We start from the raw sequence: 21,054 nt of genomic DNA, 5'->3' as shown, positions 1-21,054 counted from the left end.
CCTGGGTGGTGCCTGGGTGGTGCCGGGTCGGTTGCGTCGGCTACGGCGGTTGCGTCGGCTACGGCGGTTGCGTCGGCTACGGCGGTTGCGTCGGCCACGGCGGTTGCGTCGGCCACGGCGGTTGGGTCGCGGATTCGCGGTGATGTCGCGTTCAGCTGAACGTGGTGTGAACGCGGCGTGGGCGTGGCGCGCGTTCAGGGTTCCGGGGGCATTGACGGTTTCTTGCGCAGCATTGCTCCGACGGGTGGGGTCGCTGGCGAGGGGCGGGCGGTCGGGATATACGGTGACGTCCGGGGGAGCGCTTACATCGCCCACAGATGGCCAGGAGATGACCAGGAGAAGAGGCAGGCATGAAACGAACGTTCACCGCCGTTGATTTGGTTCAGCTACCGAAGCTGGACGCGCCGTCCGCCCAGGCGCTGGGCACCGAGGTGTTGACCGCTGCGAAGGCCGTGCTGGGGGACAGGGGCGCGGCCCGGAAGGTCCCCGAGGGGGTGATCGAGGCGCACGAGGATCTGATGTCGGCGCTCGCGACCTTGAACCACGCGGTCGCGACGCGCCTGCCTTCCCTGCCGACCGAGGACACGGCGCGCGCGAAGGTGGCCGATGTCACGGTGGATGCCATCTGGAGCGGTCTCTACGACGTGCTGGGCGGCTGGTCGAAGATCCCCGGGCTGCCGGAGGCCGAGATGGCGTCGTCGCTGCGCGCCGCGTTGTTTCCGAGGGGGCTCAAGTTCACGCAGATCGCGTACAAGCTCGAGTGGGCCGAGAGCAATACGCGCGTCCTGATGATCAAGGACAACGACCTCGAGGCGCAGCTGAAGCGGCTCGGCGCGGGGAAGATCCTCGAGCGGCTCTACGCGGCGCACGAGGCGTACGGCGCGGCGCTGGGGATCACGTCGCCCGTGGAGGGCGCCGAGGTCGAGGTGACGAACGTGCGCGCGGCCCTGGACGAGCTCGTGGACGCGCTGCGGACGTATGTGGTCCGCGTGTCGGGGATGGTCAGCAAGCGGGATCCGAGGAAGACGGAGATCGCGCAGCAGCTGCTCGCGCCGATCGAGAACTGGCGCCCTGCGGCGGCGCGGGGCAAGGCGGCGGAGGCGCCGGCCGAGGCGCCTGGGGCGGAGCCGAGCGGGGAGCCGGGCAAGGCGCAGCAGCCGGGGCCGGCGGACGCGAACGCGAGCCCGGTGGATGCCGGCGGGGAGCCCGGGGGGCTGTAGGGTCGAGGCGGAGCGGGCGCGACCTGCGGGTCGGCTGCGGGGTGGTTCGGACCAGGCGGGCTCGACCTGCGCGTCGGCCGGGCGGTGGTCCGGACCGGGCGGGCTCGACCTGCGGGTCGGCTGGGCGGTGGTTCGGACCGGGCGAGCGCGACCTGCGGGTCGGCTGGGCGGTGGTTCGGACCGGGCAAGCGCGACCTGCGGGTCGGCTGGGCGGTGGTCCGGACCGGGCGACCGATCGGCGCGCGCTACCGCCCGACGCGCGCGCGGATGGCGGCCCTCGTTTCCGCCGAGAGCGTGTCCAGATAGGAATCGGAGAGCGCTCGGAGCACGTCATCGGGCAAGGCAAGGAGCACCTGCTCGGGCGGCAGCCCGGCCACCCGCTGCTCGGGCGGCAGGCCCGCCACCCGTTGCTCGGGGGGGAACGCCGAGAGCACCTGCTCGGGCGGCAGGCCCGCCACCCGTTGCTCGGGGGGGAACGCCGAGAGCACCTGCTCGGGCGGGAGGGTCGAAAGCAGCTTCCGGACGACCTCGTCGAAGCCCTCCAAGTCGTGCATGGCCATCGCGATCTCCTCGGCTCCAACCTGCTGCGCCAGCCACCGGCGGGCCGCGAGCGTCGGGGCCTCGTCGTGACCGAACAATCGTAGCAGATCGTCGTTCTCCGCCGCCGCCACCGCCTCGATCTCCACGACCACCAGCGCGAAGGCTCCGCCCCGGAGCCGCCAGTAGCCGTCGTCGAGATCGTCCCATCCCAGACCCAGGTCCGCCACATCCGCGTCGGCGACCTCGTGCGCGTCGGGACGAGCAGCACCCCGCACAGATCGCTCCGCTGCTCTATCCGTTCCAGATTATCGGCGCAGTACAGGTGCAGGTAACTGAACAGCCGATCGAGGTTACGGCGGCGATACGGCCGGCCGATGCTCTTGAACTCGACGATCGCGTCCCTGGACAGGAGAGCCCAGAGCTTCCTCAACGTGCCGGCCGGCTCGCTCGCGTCGGGCGCCGCGTTCTTCCGGAGCAGCAGGTAGTCCGCCCGGAGCGGCTCGGTCGAGGCTCCGCGGGCGCACCGCCGTTACGTTACGTTCGCAAGCGAGAAGTCACCTGCTCGCAGGCGAGGACGGTATGCGGTGTTACGCGAGCTGTTTCCAAGGCGCCGCCATGCCAGCTCTCGATCTACCGCTGTCGTAGGAGCGGCTTCAGCTGCTGTCGTAGGAGCGGCTTCAGCTGCGCCTCCAGAGCGGCGCGCGACGCAGCGTCCTCCGGGACAGATGAGATGAAGAGGCGAACCGGCTCCGGCATGCGTGCGCAGGGCTGCTGCCTGGCCCGGAAAGCTTACAGAGCCGCGGTGCGCTGGATAGCCCGTTGCGCCGGCCGGGGCGCACGTAGCGCTGGACGTCAGCGAGCGGATGCCCTCCGCCCCGCGCGCCGGAGCGGCGCGAGCGCGGCCAGGAGCAGCAGGGCGAGCCCCGCCTTCGGCGTGGAGCTCCGCGAGAACGCGCAGCCCGATGCCTCGCGCTCGACCTGGAGCACCTCGCTGCGCTCGCTCTCGTTGCCGGCCTCGTCGATCGCAGAGACCGCGATGTACACGTTGCGGCCCACGTGGTCCTCGTCCACGTAGAGGAACATCGAATCGCCCTCCAGCCACGCGTCCGGCTGCGACTTGGCCAGCGCTTGCTCCGGGCTGAAGCCCACGTACACGGCGTAGACGAGCGCCTCGGCGGGCGTGTGATCGTCCTCGCTGGGCGCGGCCAGATCGAACGTCAACGTGGTCATGTCCGGGCAGCTGCCGTAACCGCACGCGGGCTCGTTCGCGTGAAACTCGACGTCTCCGCCCGCCAGCACCGGCGCGCTCGGCGGGGAGCCGTCGACGATCTCCGACGTCCGGACGACGCGCTCGACGGACGGCCTCAGGCGCAATCGGTACGTGGTATCAGGCGCCAGCGTCTCGGCGGGGCGAATCACGCTGTAGCCCGGCGGGGCCACCGGAACGTCGGAGCCAGCGCCGGCGACGGCGGCGCCGGTCGCCTCTTCGACCAGCAGGTGCGAGAGCTCGGGGAGCCCGCCCCAGATCACGATCGCCACATTGCGTGGCACCGCGGCGGGCTCTCCCGGCGCGGCAGCGCGAAGGAACCCCTCCGAGACGCTCGTATCCACAGGGTCGCAGGCGCTCGCGGGGCCGCCGGCCGTCAGCACGCCGAGCGCGGTCGCGAGGGTGAGGCACGTTCCAAGCTTCATGCGGGGCGAGCAGAGCAAGCCGCACGCCACGCGCGCGTGTATGTGAACCGGCGTGGTCCGGCGCCACCGAGGTCTGATCGCCGCGTCGCGTTCTGCCCACGCCGACCACGCCGCGCGCCGCGGCGCGCCTCACTCCTGGCGGGCGGTGAAGAGCGCCGCTTCGGGCGCTCTCCACGGCGCAGCGATCAGTCAGGGCGAGGGCCGACCGATCCGGCGCCGGATCGCGTCCTGGACCTCGGCCGGGAGCGAGCGCAGGTACTCGTCCGGAAAGCCGCGCAGCACCTCGTCGGAGAGCGCCAGCAGCTGATACGCCGGCGGCAGCCCAGCCAGCCGCTCCTCCAGCGTCAGCCCGGCCAGCCGCCGCTCGATCGGCAGCGAGTCGAGCAGCTGCTGCAGCATCTCGTCGTCGCCTTCCATCACGTCTTGCATCGTACCCTCCTTCGCCGGCCTCACCCACTGCCGCGCCTCGGGGCCGAGCACCGGGCGATGGCTGAAGATTCTCAAGAAGTCGTCCTGCTCGGCCTCCGCCACCTCGTCCGTGACGACAAGATAGGTCGTGTACACCGCGCCGTCGATCCGGCCGTAACCTCCGCCCAGGCGCGCCAGCGTCCAGTCCATTTCGTCGAGCTCCCGGACCAACGTGCGCGTAATGCTCGCGACGACAAGGACCAACGTGAGCTCGCGATAGCTCGACAGCCGGTCGATCCGAGCCACGTGATGCTGCACGCCGTAACCCCACCGGCGCAGCAGATCTTCGCGGCGAAACGCCGATCGGGCAGGGCTCTCGTACTCGAGCAGCGTGTCCGTTCACGGGTGCCGGGCAGAGATGCGGAGCTGTCTCGGATACGACGCGGGCCAGGATGACGATGTCGGACGAAGACCCCAGCGCCGAGGCCTGGCGACACCGGACGGCTCTCGTGTACCATCGCCCGGCGCGGCACCCCGAGGGGGACCCACGACGGGTCCGCCCCGACCTGACGCCATGGTCGACCCCAAGCAGCAGCCACCGTCGCCCGGCGGAAACGAGGAGACGGTGGTCCGCTCCCCCCCATCGCCGGAGGTGCCGGACACAACGCCGGCAGGCACCACGCCGGCAGGCCGCGCCGGTGAGCCAGGAGAAGGGCGCCGCCACCACAGCAGCGGCGCCGCCATCGATCCGAGCTCCCTCCGCCGCGTGCGCATCGCCGTCGCCGCCGAGACGCGCTCGCCCGCCGCCGCGGACGACGCGACCCACTTCGCTGGCCACGCCCCGCCGAGCTCCAAGGCCGCGCCGAGCACGCACATCGGTCCGTACCAGCTGCTCGGGAGGCTCGGGCAAGGTGGGATGGGCGTCGTCTACCGCGGCAGGCACGCAGAGACCGGCCAGACGGCGGCCATCAAGACCATCTTCAACGCGAGCGAGCTGACCATCGCGAGCATCCGGCGCGAGATCTACGCGCTCGGCCGCCTCCGCCACCCCGGCGTCGTGCGGATCGTCGACCAGGGCGTCTCCGATGGGCTGCCCTGGTACGCCATGGAGCTCCTCGAAGGACGGACCCTCCAGACCTGCATCCAGGAGATCTGGCACGAGGTGCGATCCGCCGAGACCACCCCGCTGAGCGCGCCCGACACCCGGCCCGGCGCCGCCGCCCCGCGCTCGGCCGCGCCGCGCGACGCGATCCGCCACATGTTCACGCTGATCCGGCGGCTCTGCGCGCCCCTCGCCTACCTGCACGGCCAGGGGATCGTCCACCGCGATCTCAAGCCGGCGAACGTCTTCCTGCGCGACGGCGACCTGCCCGTGCTCGTCGACCTCGGCATCGCCGGGAGCTTCGGCGGCGCAGAGGGCCGCGAGGAGCTCGCCGTCGACAGGGAGGTCATGGGGACGCTCGCGTACATGGCGCCCGAGCAGATCCTCGGGAAGCTCGCGGACGCGCGCGCCGACCTCTACGCGCTCGGCTGCCTCCTGTACCAGTGCCTCACCGGCACCACGCCGTTCCCCTCGACCCCCGAGTCCGAGCTCGGCCGGCACCACCTCAGGACCGCGCCCGAGCCGCCCTCCAGCCGCGCGCCCCACGTCCCCCCGGAGCTCGACGCGCTCGTCTTGCGGCTGCTCGCGAAGGAGCCGCGCGACCGGCTGGGCTACGCCGAAGACGTGGCGCGGGCGCTCGAGGCGCTCGGCGCCGACCCGCACGATCCGCTGCCGCTGCCGCGGCCAGCGCCGTACCTGTACCGGCCCAAGCTCACCGGACGCGACGCGATCCTGCGCCGCCTCGGGCGGGAGATCGACGCGCTCATCGACCGCCGGCGCGGCGGCAAGGTGCTCGTCGGCGGCGAGAGCGGCGCCGGCAAGACGCGGCTCATCATGGAGGTCGCGCGCGACGCCAAGATGCGCGGCGCCGCCGTGATGACCGGGCGCTGCGTGGCGATCGGCGCGGACGACGGCGCCGTCAAGGCCGCCCCGCTGCACCTGTTCCGGTCGTGCCTCATCGAGGCCGCCGATCGCTGCCGCGCCCTCGGCGCCGCGGAGACCGAGCGCATCTTCGGCGACCGCGGCAAGGCGCTCGAGCCCTACGAGGCGAGCCTCGCCGACCTGCCCTACGCCAAGGAGCGCCCGCCCCTGCCGCCGCTGCCGGCGCAGGCGGCGCGCGCGCGGCTCTTCCGGTGCATGCGCGAGGTGCTGTGCGCCATGGCCGAGGCCGCGCCGCTCCTCCTCCTGCTCGACGATCTGCAGTGGGCCGACGAGCTGTCGCTGGGCCTCCTGGCCGAGCTGTCCGTCGGCTCCCTCAGGGCCGCGGGCGTGCTCGTCCTCGGCGCCTACAGGATGGACGAGCTGCGCCCCGAGCTCGACGACATGGCGCGCGCCCCGGAGGTCCTCAGCGTGGAGCTCGGCCGGCTCACCCAGGAGAGCGCCGGCGCCATGGCCCGCGAGATGCTCGCGCTGCCCGAGTCGCCCAGGCACTTCGACGAGCTCCTGTTCCGGCACTCGGCCGGCAACCCGTTCTTCATCGCCGAGTACCTGCACATGGCGATCGACGCGGGGCTCCTCTCCCGCGACGCCGCGGGCGCATGGCAGACCGAGGCGCTCGAGCGGGCGATGGCGATGCCGATGCCGCGCTCGCTGGAGGGCCTGATCACGCGGCGCCTGCGCGCCTTGCACCCGGCCAGCGCGGAGCTCGCGCAGATCGCCGCGGTGCTCGGCCGCGAGCTCGACGGGGCGCTGCTCCTCGGCGTGGCCGGCGTCGACGAGGAGGCGTGGATGGAAGCGCTCCGGGAGCTCCGCATGCGCCAGATCTTTGAGGAGGCCGGCGAGGGGCGGCTCCGCTTCGTCCACGACAAGATCCGCGAGATCGCCTACAAGCAGATCCCGGAGGAGCGCCTGCGCGCGCTGCACCGGCGGGCCGCCGAGCGGATCGAGGCGACCCTCGCCGAGGACGCCGCCGATCGCGCCCCGGTGCTCGCGCACCACTTCTCGAGGGCCGGGGTGCACGACAAGGCGATCGCGCACCTGACGGCGGCGGGCGATCGCGCGCGCTCCGTCTACGCGAACAGCGACGCGATCGCGCTCTACCGCGCGGCGATCGCCGAGATGGGCCGGCGCGCGGAAGCGGGGGGTCCGCCGGGCCTCCAGCGCGACGCGGAGCGCGCGGCGCTCGAGGAGCGGCTCGGCGACGTGCTGGCGATCACGGGCAAGCAGGACGACGCGCGGCGGGCCTACGTCGAGGCGCTCTCGCGGCTCGATCCGGCCGCGCGCGTGGACCGGGCCCGGCTGCACCGAAAGCGCGGCAAGACCTGGGAGACGCACCTGGAGCACGCGCAGGCGCTCGCCGCCTACGCCGACGCCGACGCCTCGCTCGGCCTCGACGAGCCCACCGAGGGCCGCTCCGAGGCGTGGTGGCACGAGTGGATGCAGGCCAAGATCGACCGGCTCGAGGTCTACTACTTCATGGGCCAGCTCGACGCGCTGAGGGCCCAGGTCGAGGCGATCCAGCCGATGGTCGAGCGGTACGCGGCGCCCGTCCGGCAGGCGCAGTTCTTCTACGGCCTCATGCTCATGCAGATCCGCATCGAGCGGTACCAGGCCTCGGAGCTCACCGTGCGGCACGTCCGCTCGTTCGTCGCGGCCAGCGAGGCCACGGGCGATCCGGAGCTCATCGCGTCCGCGCACTTCTCGGGCGGCTTCGCGCACCTGTGGCACGGCGCGCTCGACGCCGCCGAGGCGTACCTCGTGAGCTCGCTCGAGGCCGCGGAGCGGATGGGCAACGTGATCGTGCAGTCGCGCGCGCTCACCTACAGGACCATGATCCGCAGGCTGCGCCGGGAGCGCGCGGAGGTGCGGGCCATGGCGCTGCGGAGCCTCGCGGTCGCGACCGCGGGGCACATGCGCGACTACATGGGCGCCGCCGAGGCCCACCTCGCCTGGTGCGCCTGGTCCGAGGGGGCGCCGGAGGAGGAGATCGTGCGCCGCGCCAGCGCGGCCCTCCACTTCTGGACGGAGCTGCCGGCGCCGTTCCCGTTCGAGTGGACGGCGCGCCTCGTGCTGCTCGCGGTGCACCTCGGGCGGGGCCGCCTCGCCGCGGCCGCGGAGCAGGCCGCGGCGCTCCGGGACGTGAAGCAGCACCGCTTCCCGGGCGCGCTCGACGAGCGGCTCGAGCAGGCCGCGGCCGGAGGAGGAGGGCCGCCCGAGGCGAGCCGGGCCGCGCTCGAGGCGCTCGTCGCCGCCGCCCGGGATCACGGCTACCTCTGACGCAGCGAGCGCGCCCGCTGCCCGGGCGTTCGTCCTATGCTGCGGGCCTGCGAGCGAGAGGAGGAGCGATGATCCTGATCGTCGGGGCAACAGGGGTTCTGGGCACGGAGATCTGCCGGCGTCTCCGCGAGGCCGGGCGCGCGGTGCGGGGGCTCTACCGCGAGGGCTCGGACCCGGCGAAGGTGGCGCGGCTCCGCGAGATGGGGGTCGAGCTCGCGCGCGGCGATCTGAAGGACCGCGCGTCGCTCGATCGCGCGTGCCAGGGGGTCCGGGTCGTGATCGAGACGGCCAGCTCGACGCTCTCGCGGCAGGAGGGCGACTCGATCGCGTCCGTGGACCGCGACGGCTCGCTCGCGCTGATCGCCGCGGCGAAGGCGGCGTCGATCGCGCAGTTCGTCTACGTCTCCTTCCCGGAGATCGCCGACGAGTTCCCGCTGCAGGACGCGAAGCGCGAGGTGGAGCGGGCGCTCCGGGCGAGCGGCCTGCCCTTCACCATCCTGCAGCCGACGTACTTCATGGAGATCTGGCTGAGCCCGGCGCTCGGCTTCGACGTCGAGGCGGCGAAGGCGCGCGTCTACGGCGCGGGAGACGGCCCGATCAGCTGGATCGCGCTCGGCGACGTGGCCGCGGCGGCGATCGCCGCCGTCGACAACCCGGCGGCGCTGAACCGCTCCTTCGAGCTGGGCGGCCCGGAGGCGCTCAGCCACAACCAGGTGATCGCGATCTTCGAGGCGCTGACCGGCCGCGCCTTCGCCGTGGAGCGCGTCGACGAGGCCGATCTGCGGGCGCGCCGCGCCGCGGCCCGCGACCCGCAGCGCGGCGTCGACCCGCTCGCGCAGTCGTTCGACGCGCTGATGCTCCACTGCGTGGAGGGCAAGGTCATCGACATGCGCCCGACCCTCGCGGCGCTGCCCATCGAGCTCACGCCGCTCCGCGCGTACGCCGCGCGGTCGCTCGGGCAGAAGGGCGCGTGACCCGTCACCCGCCGGCCGGCGGCCTCGCGCGCCGCCGGCGCTCGTGCTCGCGGGCGAGGACGAGGAGCAGCTCGTCCTGGTCGTCGAGGCCCAGCGAGGCCGCGTAGCCGTCGAGGTGCGGCGGGACGGGGCGGCCGGCGACCTCGCCGAAGTACCAGTCGAGGAGCGCCTGCCGCGTCAGGCCGAGGTCCTCGAGCGCGGGCGCCTCGACGCCGGCCGCGGCGAGGACCTCCTGCTTCTCGAGCGCCCGCGCGGCGAGCTCGGCGTAGCGGCCCGTCATGCGCAGGTGATCGACGAGGAGGCGCTCCACCTCGATCCCGAACACGGCCTGCGCCCAGCGCAGGCGCGCCTCCCGCTGGACGAGCAGGGTGAGGCCCTCGACGTCGAGCGCCTGCTCCGCGAGCCACGCGCGCGTGCTCTCCGAGGTGAGCAGGCCCCGCTCCCGCCGGATCTGCGCGAGGATCTCCTCGAACAGCTCGACCGGGACCTCGACCCCGTGGCGCCGCGCCTCGCTCAGGGCGAGCGCCCGCGCGAGGGCGCCGTGCACGGCGTGCGCGTAGGACAGCGGGCCTTCGAGCCGGAGCTCGTCGAGGAGGAGCTCGGGCTGCAGCGCGCCCTCGGCGCGGCGCGATCGCGCGCCGGCCGGGCCGCCGCCGGGGCGCGCCTCGGGCGCCGCGCTCTCGCCGGCGCGGGCGCCCTGCCCCGCGGCCACGCTGCCGCGGCCGGCGCGCCGGCACGCCTGGTCCCAGACGTCGGTGTAGGCGAAGTGGTACGCCACCCGGAGCGGGCCGGGATCGCGCGCGCGCAGCGCCGCCATCGCCTCCAGCATCGCGACGGCGTCGCGCCGCTTCTGGTCCACGCGGCCGTCCGGCAAGAAGCGCCGGAGGGCGTCGAGCTCCTCGGGGCGCGCCGCGCCCGCGGCGGCCCCCTCCGCGAGCAGGCGCGCGAAGCTGCGCTGCGCGTAGAACGTGCGCTTGGCCAGCGCGACGAGCGCCGCGGCGGTCTCCCGCCGGAGGGCCGACGCCGCGACGGCGGCGTCGAGCGTGGCGCGGATGTTCACCATCGCGTCGGAGAGCGGCCGGTAGCCGTCCTCGGCGGGGGCGTGCGCGATCGCGACCTCGTCGTCGTCGGTGAGCGCGCCGCTCCGGAACGCCTCGAACACGGCGCCGACGCCGGCCATGCCGAACGGGTGGAGCTCGGCGGCCCGCAGCGCGCCCATGCTGGCGCTGCCGAAGACGTGGACGCCGTGCGCCATCGCCCAGAGGATCTCCTTGTGCCAGACCGAGGGCAGGCGCTCGAAGTAGCCGTCGATGATCCCGATGGCCCAGGGCTTCTCCTGCGAGGCCCGGTACACGTCGCCCTGCGCGACCGGCGGCAGGAACACGGCGCCGTCGAGCAGCGCGGCGCCGTCCGCGGCCGAGAGCGTGGGGCCGGTGAAGACGATGACGCTCACGCCGTGGCCGCGCTCCTCGCCGCGCGCTCGGACAGGCGCGCCCGGGCGCGGGGCCCAGGGACGAAGCCGGGCACGTCGTCGATCGACTCGAGGCCCGGGAGGAGCACCCGCACGACCGAGACGCCGAGCCCGGGCTTGCTCAGGTCGACGACGACGGCGCGCTCGACGCCGGCGCGCCGGAGGCACGCGAGCTCCAGGGCGACGTCGTCCTCGAACGTCTCGCCCTCGAGCGACGGGACGTCGCAGAAAGCGCGGAGCGGGCCGCGGACGCCCGCGATCTGCTCGCGGGCGCGCTGGATGGCGTCGGCGTGGCGCGCCCGCTCGAAGCGATCGCGGTCGCCGTCGTCGCGGGAGCCGGCGATGAAGGTGAGCCGGCTCTGCGCCGCCTCGGTGAGCGCCCTCAGCAGCGCGACGCTCCGGCTCGGGTGGCAGCCCATCCCCTCGGTGGCGTAGAGGCGGCGGAACGGATCGGGCGCGCGATCGACGATCAGGCACAGGAACGCGGGCAGGCCGACGTCGGTCGTGGTCTCCCAGACGCCGACGGCGACGCCGGCCGCCTCGTACAGGTCGAGGACGTGGCGGCACCCGGGGTCGTCGACCGTGGCGAGGTCGAGCCGGCAGCCGGGGATCTCGGCCTCGCCGCCGGCGCGGAAGAGCGTGGTGGCGTCGCGCTCGACGACCTCGCAGATGCCGTGGCTCACCGCCTCGAGCAGGTGGTTGCCGGAGGCGAGGCCGTTCGAGCTCATCACGAACGAGCCGCTGCCCGCCGGCAGCGGCAGGGTGTAGTTCGTGTGGACCATCTCGAAGGGGACCCACACGGCCTCGTCGCGGAGGAGATCGCGCCCCTCGACCCAGAGCACCCGGTGGTGCTCGCGGGAGGCGCCGACCGACAGGCGCGGCAGCGCGGCGACGTCGACGACGGCGGCGGTCCGGGCGAGATCCCGGTAGCTCGCGAGCCGGAGCGGCAGGTCGATGTGCTCGGCGTGGTACGACTCGATCGACTCCATGAGGCCGGAGGCGCGCGCCGCGTCGAGCGTGAGCCCCTTGCCCTGGGAGACCGCGAGCGAGGCGGCGTTGGGCCGGCAGACCATGACGACCGGCAGGCCGATGACGTCGAGGCCGGTGACGTCGGCCACCCGGGTGATGCCGAACGCGGCCAGGTGGGGCGCGACGCGGGCGATCGTCTCGGCCGGCGGGACCAGCCGGTGGGTGCCCTCCCGGAACCCCTTCGCGGCGCGGGCGCCGGCCCGCTCCGCCGAGGGGCCCGTCGCGCTCACTGGCCCTTGTCGCCCGCGACGAGGTGCTTGACCGCGGACTTCGCGTCCTTGACGCTCTGCTCCGCGGCGTCGACCGTGCGGGTGGCCGCGGCCACGGCCTCGGCCGGGTCGCCGAGCTCGCGGGCCAGCGCGGCCGCCGTGGCGTGGGTCGCCGCCTGGTCGGCCCACTCGGAGGCCGCCAGGAGGTCCTGGATCGGATCCGGCCCCTCCTCTTTCCACGTCGGGGGCTCGAACGGGGTCACCCTGCGCAGGCTCGCGAGGTTGACCAGGTAGCACGCCTGGTTGCCGGGCCGAGGCCGGATCCAGCCCAGCGCGACGCCCTGCCGGAGGAGCTCCATCGCGCGGTCGTAGCAGTGCCCGCAGTTCTCGGCGGTCAGCTCGTTCTCGGGCCGGATGTAGTCCTCGCGGCGCAGGTAGTAGAGCTTGCCGTTGTCCGCCGCGAGGATGACGTCCTCGTACTTGTGCCCTCCACGCGGCGACTTCGGACAACGCTCACCATGCTGTTGGTCGGCCATGTGCACTCCTTGTTCGACAGCGCGTCGGGAGACCGGCCGTGCATATCACGCGGGCGCGAGGGCTTTCAACGTCCGGGCGCCCGGCGGGGCGGGAGGGCGCGGGATCAGGCGATCCCCATGGGCGCGCCGCCCTCGGCCACGAACCGATCGGCGATGTCCACGAGGAGCGCGTCGGTGGCGGGCTTGCTCTTCACGGTGACCTGCGTCTCGTCCGGCAGGAGCACGAACGAGCCGATCACCTTGCCGTCGAGCCGCACCTCGTGGCTGCCTCCAGGCGGAGCGGGGGCGACCTCATAGACCTTGCCGTCACGTGCCTTGATCTTCATCCCCTACCGGTAGCATGGGGCGGTCGCGCGCGGCGCCCAGCGCCCCGCGGCGTGCGAGCGCGGCAGCGCCTCCGCCGCGCCGGGGCGAGAGCCCCTCCACCGCGGGCGGATTGCGCGGTAGGATGGCGCCGCGCCGAGCGCGAGGAGTGTGCACCGTGCCGAGATTCGATCTTGTCCTGATCCCGTCGCTTGCATCGGCGAGGCGGGGCTCCGCGCGGAAGCGACCCGGGGGAGCGTCATGACGGCGGCCTCCTCGCGGCGGCTAGAACCACGGACCGACGCCGCGGGTCCCCCGCTCGACGCCGATTGCTGATGGCGATGCCGGACTCTGGCCAGCCCCACGAGGCCGGCGGCGGCGGGTGGATCATCCTCGGCGTCCTGAACGAGATCCTCCTCAAGCTCGCGAGCCAGCCGGATCTGCGGTCGCTCTGGGAGGAGGTCTGCTCGAGCGCGCGCTGGATCGTCCCGTCCCAGCGGCTCTGCGTGGTGCTCGGCAACGAGGGCGGCGGCGCGCGGATCGCGGCGCGGTACGAGCGCGGCAACTTCGAGTACGGCGCGCCCGAGGGCGGCGGCGTCGTCGTGGACGCGTGGATGGTCGCGGCGCTGGAGGCGCAGCGCGCCGCGTGGTTCAAGGGGCCCTGGGCCGAGGCGCGGGAGGCGGATCAGGCGCGCGCGTGGCTCCTCGCGGAGGACCCGGACGTCGTCTTCCACGTGCCGATCCAGGTCTACAAGAAGACCATCGGCACGATGCTCTTCGCCCTGGAGGACCAGCGCCAGATCGACCGGAAGGCGCTGGCGAGCGCGACCACGTACGCGCTCTACGTCGGCGCCACGTACACGATGCTCAAGAACTCGCTCGACCTCGCCGCCGCGAGCGCGCAGCTGCGCGAGCAGAACGAGGAGCTCGAGCGCGTCCAGATCGAGCTCCGGCGGCAGCTCGACCGGGTGCGCGCGCAGCACGAGGCGATGCTCGAGATGTCGACGCCGATCATCCAGGTGTGGGACAGCGTGCTCACGCTGCCGGTGATCGGCACGGTCGACGGCGCGCGGGCGGCGCGGATGATGGAAGAGGTGCTCGCGGCGGTCGTCCAGCACGGCGCCCGCTTCATGATCGTGGACCTCACCGGCGCGCAGGCGACCGACGCCTCGACGATCGAGCACCTCCTCAGGATCTTCGCGGCGACGAGGCTGCTCGGCAGCCGGTGCATCGTCTCCGGGGTCCCGGCGGCGATGGTCGGGCGCATCCTGGAGGTCGGCGGCAGCCTGGAGGGGATCCCGGTGTTCAGCACGCTGAAGAGCGCGCTCGAGCACGTGATGGGCGCCCTCCGGCAGAGGCCGCGGTAGGCCGCCGCCGGAGGCCGCGGTGGGCCGCCGCGCCAGGGCCGGCCGGGGCGGGCGCGGCGCCGGCGGCGCGCTTCGCAGCGCGCCCTGTGATACGCCCGCGGGCGCAGACAGGAGCGTGAACAGATGAAGCTCGCAATGATCGGACTCGGGAGGATGGGCGCCAACATGGCGCGCCGGCTCATGCGCGGCGGCCACGAGGTCGTGGCGTTCGATCTGAACCAGGACAGCGTGAGGCAGCTCGGCGCGGAGGGCGCGGCGACGGCCTCGTCCCTCGGCGAGGTGGTGGCGCAGCTCGCGTCGCCGCGCGTGGTCTGGGTCATGCTCCCGGCGGGCGCCCCGACCGAGCGCGTGGTCCAGGAGCTCGGCGAGAAGCTCGGCGCGGGCGACGTGATCATCGACGGGGGCAACACCTACTTCAAGGACGACGTCCGCCGCGCCAGGGCGCTCGCCGCGAAGGGCATCCGCTACGTCGACGTGGGGACGAGCGGCGGCGTGTGGGGGATCGAGCGCGGCTACTGCCTCATGGTCGGCGGCGCGCCCGAGGCGTTCGCCCTGGTGGAGCCGATCCTGCGGACGCTCGCGCCCGGGCCGGGGGACACCCCGCGCACGCCGGGCCGGCGCGAGGCGCAGAGCACGGCGGAAGAGGGGTTCCTCCACTGCGGCCCGGTCGGCGCCGGCCATTTCGTGAAGATGGTCCACAACGGGATCGAGTACGGCCTCATGCAGGCGTACGCGGAGGGGTTCGACATCCTGAAGAACGCGGGGACCGAGCGGCTGCCCGAGGAGCACCGGTACGCGCTCGACCTCGGCGAGATCGCCGAGGTCTGGCGGCGGGGGAGCGTGGTGGGCTCGTGGCTGCTCGACCTCACCGCGATCGCCCTGACCGAGAGCCCGGAGCTCGCCGGGTACAGCGGCTTCGTGCAGGACTCCGGCGAGGGCCGCTGGACCGTGATGGCGGCGATCGAGGAGGCGGTGCCCGCCGAGGTGCTCTCGTCGGCGCTCTACGCGCGCTTCCGCTCGCGGCACGATCACACGTTCGCCGAGAAGGTGCTGTCGGCGATGCGCCACAAGTTCGGCGGGCACCTGGAGCGGCCGACGGGGGGCTGAGCGGAGCGAGGGGGGCCGGCGAGGGGCAGCTCGGACCCCAAGGGGGAGATCGAGGGGCGTGCCGCTCCATGCAGACGGTCCCCGTCCCCCGTCTTCCCTCTTCCGTCTTCCGTCTTCCGTCTTTCGTGCGCGTGCGCGTGCGCGATTCCTCGAAGTCAACGCGCACGCGCACGGGTGGGCGGTGGCCTAATTGGCCCCGGAGAGATTCACATGAAGGCGGGAAGGCTGGAAGATCATTGATCTTTTCTTCCCGCCTTCCCGCCTTCATGTTCAAATTAGGCCACCCTCCTGCAGCAGCTCGGCGAAGACGCGCTGCGCCCTCCGCGGGACGTCCTGAAGCTGCGCTCGGAGCTCCGGAACAGGCTGGCCAATGGCCAGGATGAAGACGAGCCCGAGTTGCTCCTCGTGCTCGATGGTCTCGACGAGTGCATCGACTGGCCTCACGATGGGCGGATATCCACGCTTCGGGAGCTCGGGAAGCACGTTCGATGTTTGGTTTCGATCTCCGGTGGCGCGAGCGAGGCGCACACCTGGCGGGAGCGCCTCGGCTGGAACGGCGTTGATGCGCATCTCGCCGAGATTGCACCCGTTTCCCCCGCGGCGGCGGAGAGCCAAGGCGTCCCGAGCGGGGCAGATGCGAGCGCGCACCTCGCCCTCGGCGGCGCTCCTGTCGCCTCGATGCTCGCGTTCGCCGAGCCGGGCTGGGTACGGCCTGTCTCTGCCGAGGCGCTCTCCTACGCTCTCGTCGATCTCCGCCGCCTGCGCGATCGTCTCGGAGAGGAGGTGGAGCGCTGCAGGTTCCTGACTCCCACCCTCGCCGCGGCGCTCGTCCGCTGCGCGGCGGCGCAGGGCGCGGCGGCGACGCTGGGAGACGCGGAGCCGTGGGCGAGCCCCGATGCCGACCTCGTGACGCCACGGCTCGATGCGGACGCGGCGCGCGCTCTCTCCTTGCTCGCCCTCGCAGCGGAGGTCTCACCGTCCCACCGAGCCGGGGTCCTCGAGAAAGCGTTCGAGATCGCCGATCGCACGGGCGCGCGGTGGTCGAGCCCCTCGGCGTTCATCGCCGTGGCCGAGGCGGCGGAGGGCGAGCGGCGCATCCGTATTGCGCGCGCCGCGCTGGAAGTTGCGCGCCGTTCCGACGGGGAGGACGCGCCCCGGGAGCTCGTCGCGGCGGCGGGCCTGCTTCCCGAAGAGGAAGCCCAGGAGGTCGCGGCAGAGGCCATCGCGCGCGCTGGAGGGGCGCCGGCCGCGCTCGTGCCCGGCCCCAGAGTGAGCGAGGCTTCCGCCGTCGCGCTGGAACGAGCTTCACGTCCCCTGCCCGCGCCCCAGCGAGTTCGCGTCGTTGCCCGGCTGCTCGCCGGCCTGCCGAAAGAGGCGAGAGCTCGCGCCGTCGAGGAGATCGAGCGGAACTGGGCGCCTTGGTGCTTCGAGAACGAGGCGGAGGCCGCGGCGGTAGCGCCTTATCTGACCGAGCCTCTCCTGGAGAGGGCGCTCGAAGAGGTTCCGGTCTGGCCGGTGCACGCGCTCGGCGAGCGGCTGGTCTCGCTCGGGCGAGAGGACGAAGCGCGCGCGCTCGTGCTGCGATGGGCGGGGAGCAGCGCCGGGTACCAGGCGGACGCGCTGCTTCGCCTCGGCGAGAGGCTCCCTCCGGGAAGGCGGCCGGAGAAGGAGGTAAAGGCCCTCATCGAAGAGCTCGATCCGGAGGAGCGATGCAATTTGATCAAGGAGCACCCCTCCGCCTCGGTCGCGATCCTAGGGGCGGAAGCGGCTTTACGGATCGTGGAAGACTGTAACGAGCTCTCCGGGAGCTATGTTCGGACGGTCGCACTGGCACGGCTTGCCAGGGCTCTCCCCGAACCGATGCGCGCCGAGGCCGCCCGACGCGCGGTGCTCGCCTTCGAGGCAGGAGGCGCGGACGCCGACGCGCTCGGCGATCTCTGCGAGGCAGCGCCGTGGATGAGCCCCGCCGAGGCGGCACGGCTGCTGTCGACGTGCCTGTTCGACGCGTCGGGGAGTCCGTCGCTGGCCGGTGTCTTCCAGGGATGGGCGAGCGTGGCGCAGCTCGCGGGCGTCCTTCGCCGGGCCGGAGGCGAGGAGGCCGTGCTCGCGGCCGCCGATGAGGTGACCTTCGCCGGAAGATGGCTGCACACACCGGCGGTAAGCTAGCAATATTAATAGATTTTAGCCGATGTCCCCGGTTTGAAAGCTCTCCGGCAGGTCGGGCTCCTCGGGCTGTGCTCGCTGCCCGGCGGCGAGGAGCGCCTCGGCCACGAGCATCGCGTCGACCGGCCAGAGCTCGGGCGGGCGCCGGTGCTTCGCCCCCGCCTCGGGCAGCGGGCGGCAGGACAGCACCAGCCGCCGGAAGCGATCCGGCACGGCGTCCCGGCCGTGAACCGCGCCGAGCAGCGCGCCCGCGATCGCGGCGTTCGTGTCGGTGTCGCCGCCGGCCATCACCGTGTCGATGAGCCCCTGCTCGAGCGAGGGCGCGTGCAGGAGCCGGTAGAAGGCGTTCTGCAGGGCGATGACGACCCAGCCGGCCTGGTGCGAGGAGCTCCGGGGCGGCGCGCCCTGCGCGGCCTCCAGCGCCGCGACGACCGCGCGCTCGCCGCTCCGCTCCGCCTCGGCGCGCGCGGCGGCGAAGGCCCCCTCGACGCCGGCGCCGCCCACGCCGGTGGCGATGGCCGCGACGAACGCGCCGGAGGCGGCGCAGCAGACCGGATGGGGATGCGTGAGCGCGCTGTCGTCGCGCGCCCAGGCCGCGGCCTCCCGCGGGCGGCCCGCGCCGAGGATGCCGAGCGGCGCCGCGCGCATCACCGAGCCGTTCGCCTCGCTGGTCAGGCTCGCGGCCGCCCTGGCGCGGCCTGGGCGCGCGCCGGGCGAGGGCGCGCCCGCGGCGGCGCGGAGCGCGGCCGCGACGGTGTTGCCGACGTCGAACGGGCCGGAGCGGTACCAGTGCACGTAGGCGTCGAGCGCGGCCTCGGCGACGAAGCCGCGCTTGCGGACGATCGACCGCGCCAGCATGAGCGCCATCTCGGAGTCGTCGGTCGGCTGCCCGGCGAGGGTGTTCCACGTCCCGCCGTCGGCGAGGTCCCGAATCCCGCCCGGATACAGCTGCTCGATCTGCTCCGCGCTCCGGAACTCGACGAGGGAGCCGAGCGCGTCGCCCGCGAGCTGGCCGAGCAGGCAGCCCTGGGCCCGGGAGAGCGCGCCGGCGCCCTCGATCAGCAGGCTGCGGGACGGGCGCAGCAGCCCGTACGTCCCCTGCGGCGCCGGGATGCGGCCGTGGATGACGGCGTTCCACGGGCGCCGCGCGAGCTCCTGGACGACCGCGGGGGCGCCGCCGAAGAGGCGGCAGATCTGGCCCTCGCGCTCCGCGGTGTACGCGATGGGCGCGCCGTCGTCGTCGACGAGCTCGCCGCCCGCGGCGCGCACGAGCGCGTGGCCGGCCGCGTAGTCCCAGCTGCGCGGCCGGCTGAGCGAGACCGCGGCGACCCCCTCCCCGACCGCCGCCAGCGCGAGCCGGTAGGCGAGGCTCGGCAGCGAGAGGAACCGCGCGGGCGCGACGCACCGGGCGTTGCGCGCCGGGAGGTAGTCCGCCGACTGCGAGAGCAGCACGACGGCGTAGCGATCGAGCGTCGCGCCCGCGAGCGACGACGAGACGGGCGCGCCGTTGCGCCGGATCGGCCCGGTGCCCTCCGCCCAGGCGATGAGGTCGCCGTGGTCGTCGGGGTAGGCGTACGCGAAGACGACGCCGAGCACCGGCGTGCCCTCGCGCAAAAGGCCGATCGAGACCGAGGCGCCGCGGTAGCCGTGCAGGAAGGACGCGGTGCCGTCGTTCGGATCGACGACCCAGCGGTGCGACGGGTCCGCGCCGTCCAGGGCGCCGGTCTCCTCCCCGAGGAACGCGTAGGGGGTCGCGCGGGTGAGCGCGTCGCGCAGGAGGAGCTCGACCTCCACGTCGACGTCGGCGTGCGTCCCGCCGCCGCGAGGGCCGCCGGGGCGGTGGAACTCCGCGCGGAGGAGCGAGCCCGCGCGGCGCGCCGCCTCGACGGCGAGCGCGAGCTCAGCGTCGTAACCCATGCCGGTCCCGTGGCTCCACGCGAGGCCGCCTACCCGAGCTCGGGGCGCCGGCACCCGCCGGCGTCGAGCGCTGCTTGCGGGGGCGCGGCGCCGTAGCTGCGGAGGTCGGCGACGGCGGCGTCGACCTGGGCGACGATGGTGCGGGCGTGGTCGAGGAACGCCGCGCCCGCCGGCAGGAGGCGCATGCCGCGCGCGGTGCGCTCGAACAGCTGCGCGCCGAGCTCGTCCTCCAGGCCGCGGATCTGCCGGCTGAGGGGCGGCTGCGCGATGTGGAGCCGGCGCGCGGCGCGGCCGACGTGGCCCTCCTCGGCGACGGCGATGAAGTAGCGGATCTGCGACAGGCTCACGCGCACGATTCTACTCGAACGGCGCTCGGGAGAGGAGCCGCGCGCGGGCGCCCGAGATCAAAACAGTATTGGATGGCCGCGCGCCGCGCGCGCATACGCCTCGCATGAACGTGGACATCCTTCGGCCTCGCGCGTGCGAGGCGATGCGGCGCGCCGGGCGCGCGGCCGCGGCGACCCTGGCCGCCGTCGGGGCGCGGCTTTCGCCCTTCGTGACGACCGCGGACATCGACCGGTGGGTGCGCGAGGACACGGCGCAGCGCGGCGGCCGCCCGAGCCAGCTCGGGTACAAGGGCTTCCCGGCGGCGGTGTGCACGAGCCGGAACCACGTCGTGTGCCACGGGATCCCGCGGCGCGACGAGGTGCTCCAGCCGGGCGACATCATCAACGTCGACGTGACCACGGAGCTCGACGGCTACCACGGCGACACCTCCGCGACGTTCTTCGTCGGGGAGCCGAGCGCCGAGGCGCGGCACGTGGTGGACGTCGCCCGGCGGTGCCGCGACGCTGGGATCGCGGTCGTGCGCGACGGGGCGCGGCTCGGCGACATCGGCGCGGCGATCGAGGAGCTCGCGCGGGCGGAGGGGTGCACCGTGGTCCGCGAGGTCGGCGGGCACGGCATCGGGCGGAAGATGCACCTGCCGCCGCACGTCGCGCACACCGGCGTGCGCGGGGCGGGCCTGCGGCTCCGCGCCGGCATGGCCATCACGATCGAGCCGATGGTCAACCTTGGATCGCACCACATCCGCACGCTCGACGACGGGTGGACCATCGTCACCGAGGACGGCAGCCTCTCGGCGCAGTTCGAGCACACCGTGCTCGTCACGCGGGACGGCTACGAGATCCTGACGCTCTGACACGAGCGGCCGCGCGGCGCGCGAGCCCGGCGCGCCGCGCGCGATCGCGCCGGCGGCCCGGGCGCCGTCACACCCCCCTGGTCACCCAGGCCCAGACGAACTCGCACTCCATCGGCGACGCGCCGCTCTCGTCCGTCACGGTGACGGCGACGGCCACGTCCCCTTTCGGCTGGTCCAGGAAGGCCTGCCGCTGCTCGGGGGACAGGGTCGCGACCGCGCGCAGCCCGCTACGGGCGCGGCGCGTGTAGTCGACCTTCATGCTGCGCAGGAGCGGCAGCTTGCCGTCGGGGAGGTTGACGGCGACCACGAAGCCGGTCGCGGTCTCGGCCAGGAGCCCCGCCGCCGCCGCGTGCACGCCGCCGATGTGGTTCCGCACCCTGCGGCCGTTGGCGAGCCGCAGCGCCACCCGATCCGGGCCCACCTCCTCGAACTGGATCCCCGCGGTCCCCGTGAACGGCACCATGCGCTGGAACAGCACGGTCTGCGCGCGCGAGCGCAGGAAGGGCGGGAGCACCTGGAGCGGGGCGAGGGCGCGGGCGATGAAACTCGGCTTGGACATATACGGCGAGCTTAGCGCATGCCGGCCCGGCGCCTCGCTC

18 protein-coding genes are annotated in these 21,054 nt (G+C 73.8%); 7 read left to right on the top strand and 11 right to left on the bottom strand.

The features are described from left to right. Positions 1 to 350: 350 nt before the first annotated feature. Entirely contained in the window at positions 351 to 1,220 is an 870-nt protein-coding gene (locus NQZ70_RS22215) for a hypothetical protein (RefSeq protein ID WP_129575984.1), read from the top strand. Positions 1,221 to 1,465: 245 nt separating this feature from the next. Here the strand turns inward: NQZ70_RS22215 and NQZ70_RS22210 are convergent, their stop codons facing one another. The 3 genes from NQZ70_RS22210 to NQZ70_RS22200 form a co-directional block, all read right to left on the bottom strand. Then, entirely contained in the window at positions 1,466 to 2,035 is a 570-nt protein-coding gene (locus tag NQZ70_RS22210) for a hypothetical protein (RefSeq protein WP_237245513.1), read from the bottom strand. A 577-nt stretch (positions 2,036 to 2,612) separates the two neighbouring features. Further along, the gene (locus tag NQZ70_RS22205; protein ID WP_129575983.1) at positions 2,613 to 3,452 is read right to left on the bottom strand and encodes a hypothetical protein; all 840 of its coding nucleotides are present in this window, start codon (positions 3,450 to 3,452) and stop codon (positions 2,613 to 2,615) included. A 189-nt stretch (positions 3,453 to 3,641) separates the two neighbouring features. Then, entirely contained in the window at positions 3,642 to 4,166 is a 525-nt protein-coding gene (locus NQZ70_RS22200; RefSeq protein WP_207217921.1) for a hypothetical protein, read from the bottom strand. A gap of 268 nt (positions 4,167 to 4,434) precedes the next feature. Here NQZ70_RS22200 and NQZ70_RS22195 point away from each other — a divergent pair, with 268 nt between their 5' ends. Together NQZ70_RS22195 and NQZ70_RS22190 are read left to right on the top strand one after the other, a co-directional pair. Then, positions 4,435 to 8,178 carry a serine/threonine-protein kinase PknK gene (locus NQZ70_RS22195; RefSeq protein WP_165374102.1) on the top strand — a complete coding sequence of 1,248 codons (3,744 nt, stop codon included), beginning with the start codon at positions 4,435 to 4,437 and terminating at the stop codon, positions 8,176 to 8,178. Positions 8,179 to 8,246: 68 nt separating this feature from the next. Beyond that, complete coding sequence (locus tag NQZ70_RS22190; RefSeq protein WP_129575981.1) at positions 8,247 to 9,152, top strand: SDR family oxidoreductase; 906 nt, start codon at positions 8,247 to 8,249, stop codon at positions 9,150 to 9,152. Between the two features lie 4 nt (positions 9,153 to 9,156). Here the strand turns inward: NQZ70_RS22190 and NQZ70_RS22185 are convergent, their stop codons facing one another. From NQZ70_RS22185 to NQZ70_RS22170, 4 genes are all read right to left on the bottom strand, one after another. Beyond that, positions 9,157 to 10,605 carry a TfuA-like protein gene (locus NQZ70_RS22185; protein WP_207217920.1) on the bottom strand — a complete coding sequence of 483 codons (1,449 nt, stop codon included), beginning with the start codon at positions 10,603 to 10,605 and terminating at the stop codon, positions 9,157 to 9,159. Beyond that, entirely contained in the window at positions 10,602 to 11,882 is a 1,281-nt protein-coding gene (locus NQZ70_RS22180) for a YcaO-like family protein (protein ID WP_129575980.1), read from the bottom strand. The genes NQZ70_RS22185 and NQZ70_RS22180 overlap by 4 nt, the downstream gene beginning before the upstream one ends. Beyond that, positions 11,879 to 12,397: a hypothetical protein gene (locus tag NQZ70_RS22175; protein ID WP_129575979.1), complete on the bottom strand. Its 519-nt coding sequence runs from the start codon at positions 12,395 to 12,397 to the stop codon at positions 11,879 to 11,881. Before NQZ70_RS22175 ends, NQZ70_RS22180 begins: the two co-directional genes overlap by 4 nt. Positions 12,398 to 12,501: 104 nt before the next feature. Then, complete coding sequence (locus NQZ70_RS22170) at positions 12,502 to 12,723, bottom strand: hypothetical protein (RefSeq protein ID WP_129575978.1); 222 nt, start codon at positions 12,721 to 12,723, stop codon at positions 12,502 to 12,504. Positions 12,724 to 13,041: 318 nt separating this feature from the next. Between NQZ70_RS22170 and NQZ70_RS22165 the strand changes: the two genes are divergently transcribed. Both NQZ70_RS22165 and gnd read left to right on the top strand, forming a co-directional pair. Continuing rightward, entirely contained in the window at positions 13,042 to 14,067 is a 1,026-nt protein-coding gene (locus NQZ70_RS22165) for an STAS domain-containing protein (RefSeq protein WP_237245512.1), read from the top strand. A 123-nt stretch (positions 14,068 to 14,190) separates the two neighbouring features. Beyond that, positions 14,191 to 15,174, top strand: a complete 984-nt coding sequence (gene gnd / locus NQZ70_RS22160; RefSeq protein ID WP_129575976.1) for a phosphogluconate dehydrogenase (NAD(+)-dependent, decarboxylating) — start codon at positions 14,191 to 14,193, stop codon at positions 15,172 to 15,174. 270 nt (positions 15,175 to 15,444) lie between these two features. Here gnd and NQZ70_RS22155 read toward each other — a convergent pair whose 3' ends face one another. Beyond that, positions 15,445 to 15,657, bottom strand: a complete 213-nt coding sequence (locus NQZ70_RS22155) for a hypothetical protein (RefSeq protein WP_207217919.1) — start codon at positions 15,655 to 15,657, stop codon at positions 15,445 to 15,447. 9 nt (positions 15,658 to 15,666) lie between these two features. Between NQZ70_RS22155 and NQZ70_RS22150 the strand changes: the two genes are divergently transcribed. Next, positions 15,667 to 17,340, top strand: a complete 1,674-nt coding sequence (locus tag NQZ70_RS22150) for a hypothetical protein (RefSeq protein WP_129575975.1) — start codon at positions 15,667 to 15,669, stop codon at positions 17,338 to 17,340. Between the two features lie 15 nt (positions 17,341 to 17,355). Here NQZ70_RS22150 and NQZ70_RS22145 read toward each other — a convergent pair whose 3' ends face one another. Both NQZ70_RS22145 and NQZ70_RS22140 read right to left on the bottom strand, forming a co-directional pair. Beyond that, positions 17,356 to 19,254, bottom strand: coding sequence for an inositol monophosphatase family protein (locus tag NQZ70_RS22145; protein WP_129575974.1), 1,899 nt, complete (start codon positions 19,252 to 19,254; stop codon positions 17,356 to 17,358). Between the two features lie 29 nt (positions 19,255 to 19,283). Further along, on the bottom strand, positions 19,284 to 19,601 hold the full coding sequence (locus tag NQZ70_RS22140; protein ID WP_129575973.1) for a LysR family transcriptional regulator: 318 nt from the start codon (positions 19,599 to 19,601) through the stop codon (positions 19,284 to 19,286). 104 nt (positions 19,602 to 19,705) lie between these two features. Here NQZ70_RS22140 and map point away from each other — a divergent pair, with 104 nt between their 5' ends. Continuing rightward, positions 19,706 to 20,455, top strand: coding sequence for a type I methionyl aminopeptidase (gene map / locus NQZ70_RS22135; RefSeq protein WP_129575972.1), 750 nt, complete (start codon positions 19,706 to 19,708; stop codon positions 20,453 to 20,455). A 67-nt stretch (positions 20,456 to 20,522) separates the two neighbouring features. Here the strand turns inward: map and NQZ70_RS22130 are convergent, their stop codons facing one another. Beyond that, complete coding sequence (locus NQZ70_RS22130) at positions 20,523 to 21,014, bottom strand: hotdog fold domain-containing protein (RefSeq protein WP_129575971.1); 492 nt, start codon at positions 21,012 to 21,014, stop codon at positions 20,523 to 20,525. Positions 21,015 to 21,054 lie beyond the last annotated feature (40 nt).

Source organism: Sorangium sp. So ce836 (genome assembly GCF_028553905.1).
GTDB lineage: Bacteria > Myxococcota_A > Polyangia > Polyangiales > Polyangiaceae > Sorangium > Sorangium cellulosum_D.
The sequence above is the reverse complement of the archived record's forward strand: the minus strand, read 5'-3'. Positions and strand labels throughout refer to the sequence as shown.

Bases quoted from the DNA above. Each gene is read 5' to 3' on its own strand.
- NQZ70_RS22215 (WP_129575984.1), top strand. From the start codon at position 351: ATGAAACGAACGTTCACCGCCGTTGATTTGGTTCAGCTACCGAAGCTG.
- NQZ70_RS22205 (WP_129575983.1), bottom strand. From the start codon at position 3,452: ATGAAGCTTGGAACGTGCCTCACCCTCGCGACCGCGCTCGGCGTGCTG.
- NQZ70_RS22195 (WP_165374102.1), top strand. From the start codon at position 4,435: ATGGTCGACCCCAAGCAGCAGCCACCGTCGCCCGGCGGAAACGAGGAG.
- NQZ70_RS22190 (WP_129575981.1), top strand. From the start codon at position 8,247: ATGATCCTGATCGTCGGGGCAACAGGGGTTCTGGGCACGGAGATCTGC.
- NQZ70_RS22175 (WP_129575979.1), bottom strand. From the start codon at position 12,397: ATGGCCGACCAACAGCATGGTGAGCGTTGTCCGAAGTCGCCGCGTGGA.
- NQZ70_RS22170 (WP_129575978.1), bottom strand. From the start codon at position 12,723: ATGAAGATCAAGGCACGTGACGGCAAGGTCTATGAGGTCGCCCCCGCT.
- NQZ70_RS22165 (WP_237245512.1), top strand. From the start codon at position 13,042: ATGCCGGACTCTGGCCAGCCCCACGAGGCCGGCGGCGGCGGGTGGATC.
- gnd (WP_129575976.1), top strand. From the start codon at position 14,191: ATGAAGCTCGCAATGATCGGACTCGGGAGGATGGGCGCCAACATGGCG.
- NQZ70_RS22145 (WP_129575974.1), bottom strand. From the start codon at position 19,254: ATGGGTTACGACGCTGAGCTCGCGCTCGCCGTCGAGGCGGCGCGCCGC.
- map (WP_129575972.1), top strand. From the start codon at position 19,706: ATGAACGTGGACATCCTTCGGCCTCGCGCGTGCGAGGCGATGCGGCGC.
- NQZ70_RS22130 (WP_129575971.1), bottom strand. From the start codon at position 21,014: ATGTCCAAGCCGAGTTTCATCGCCCGCGCCCTCGCCCCGCTCCAGGTG.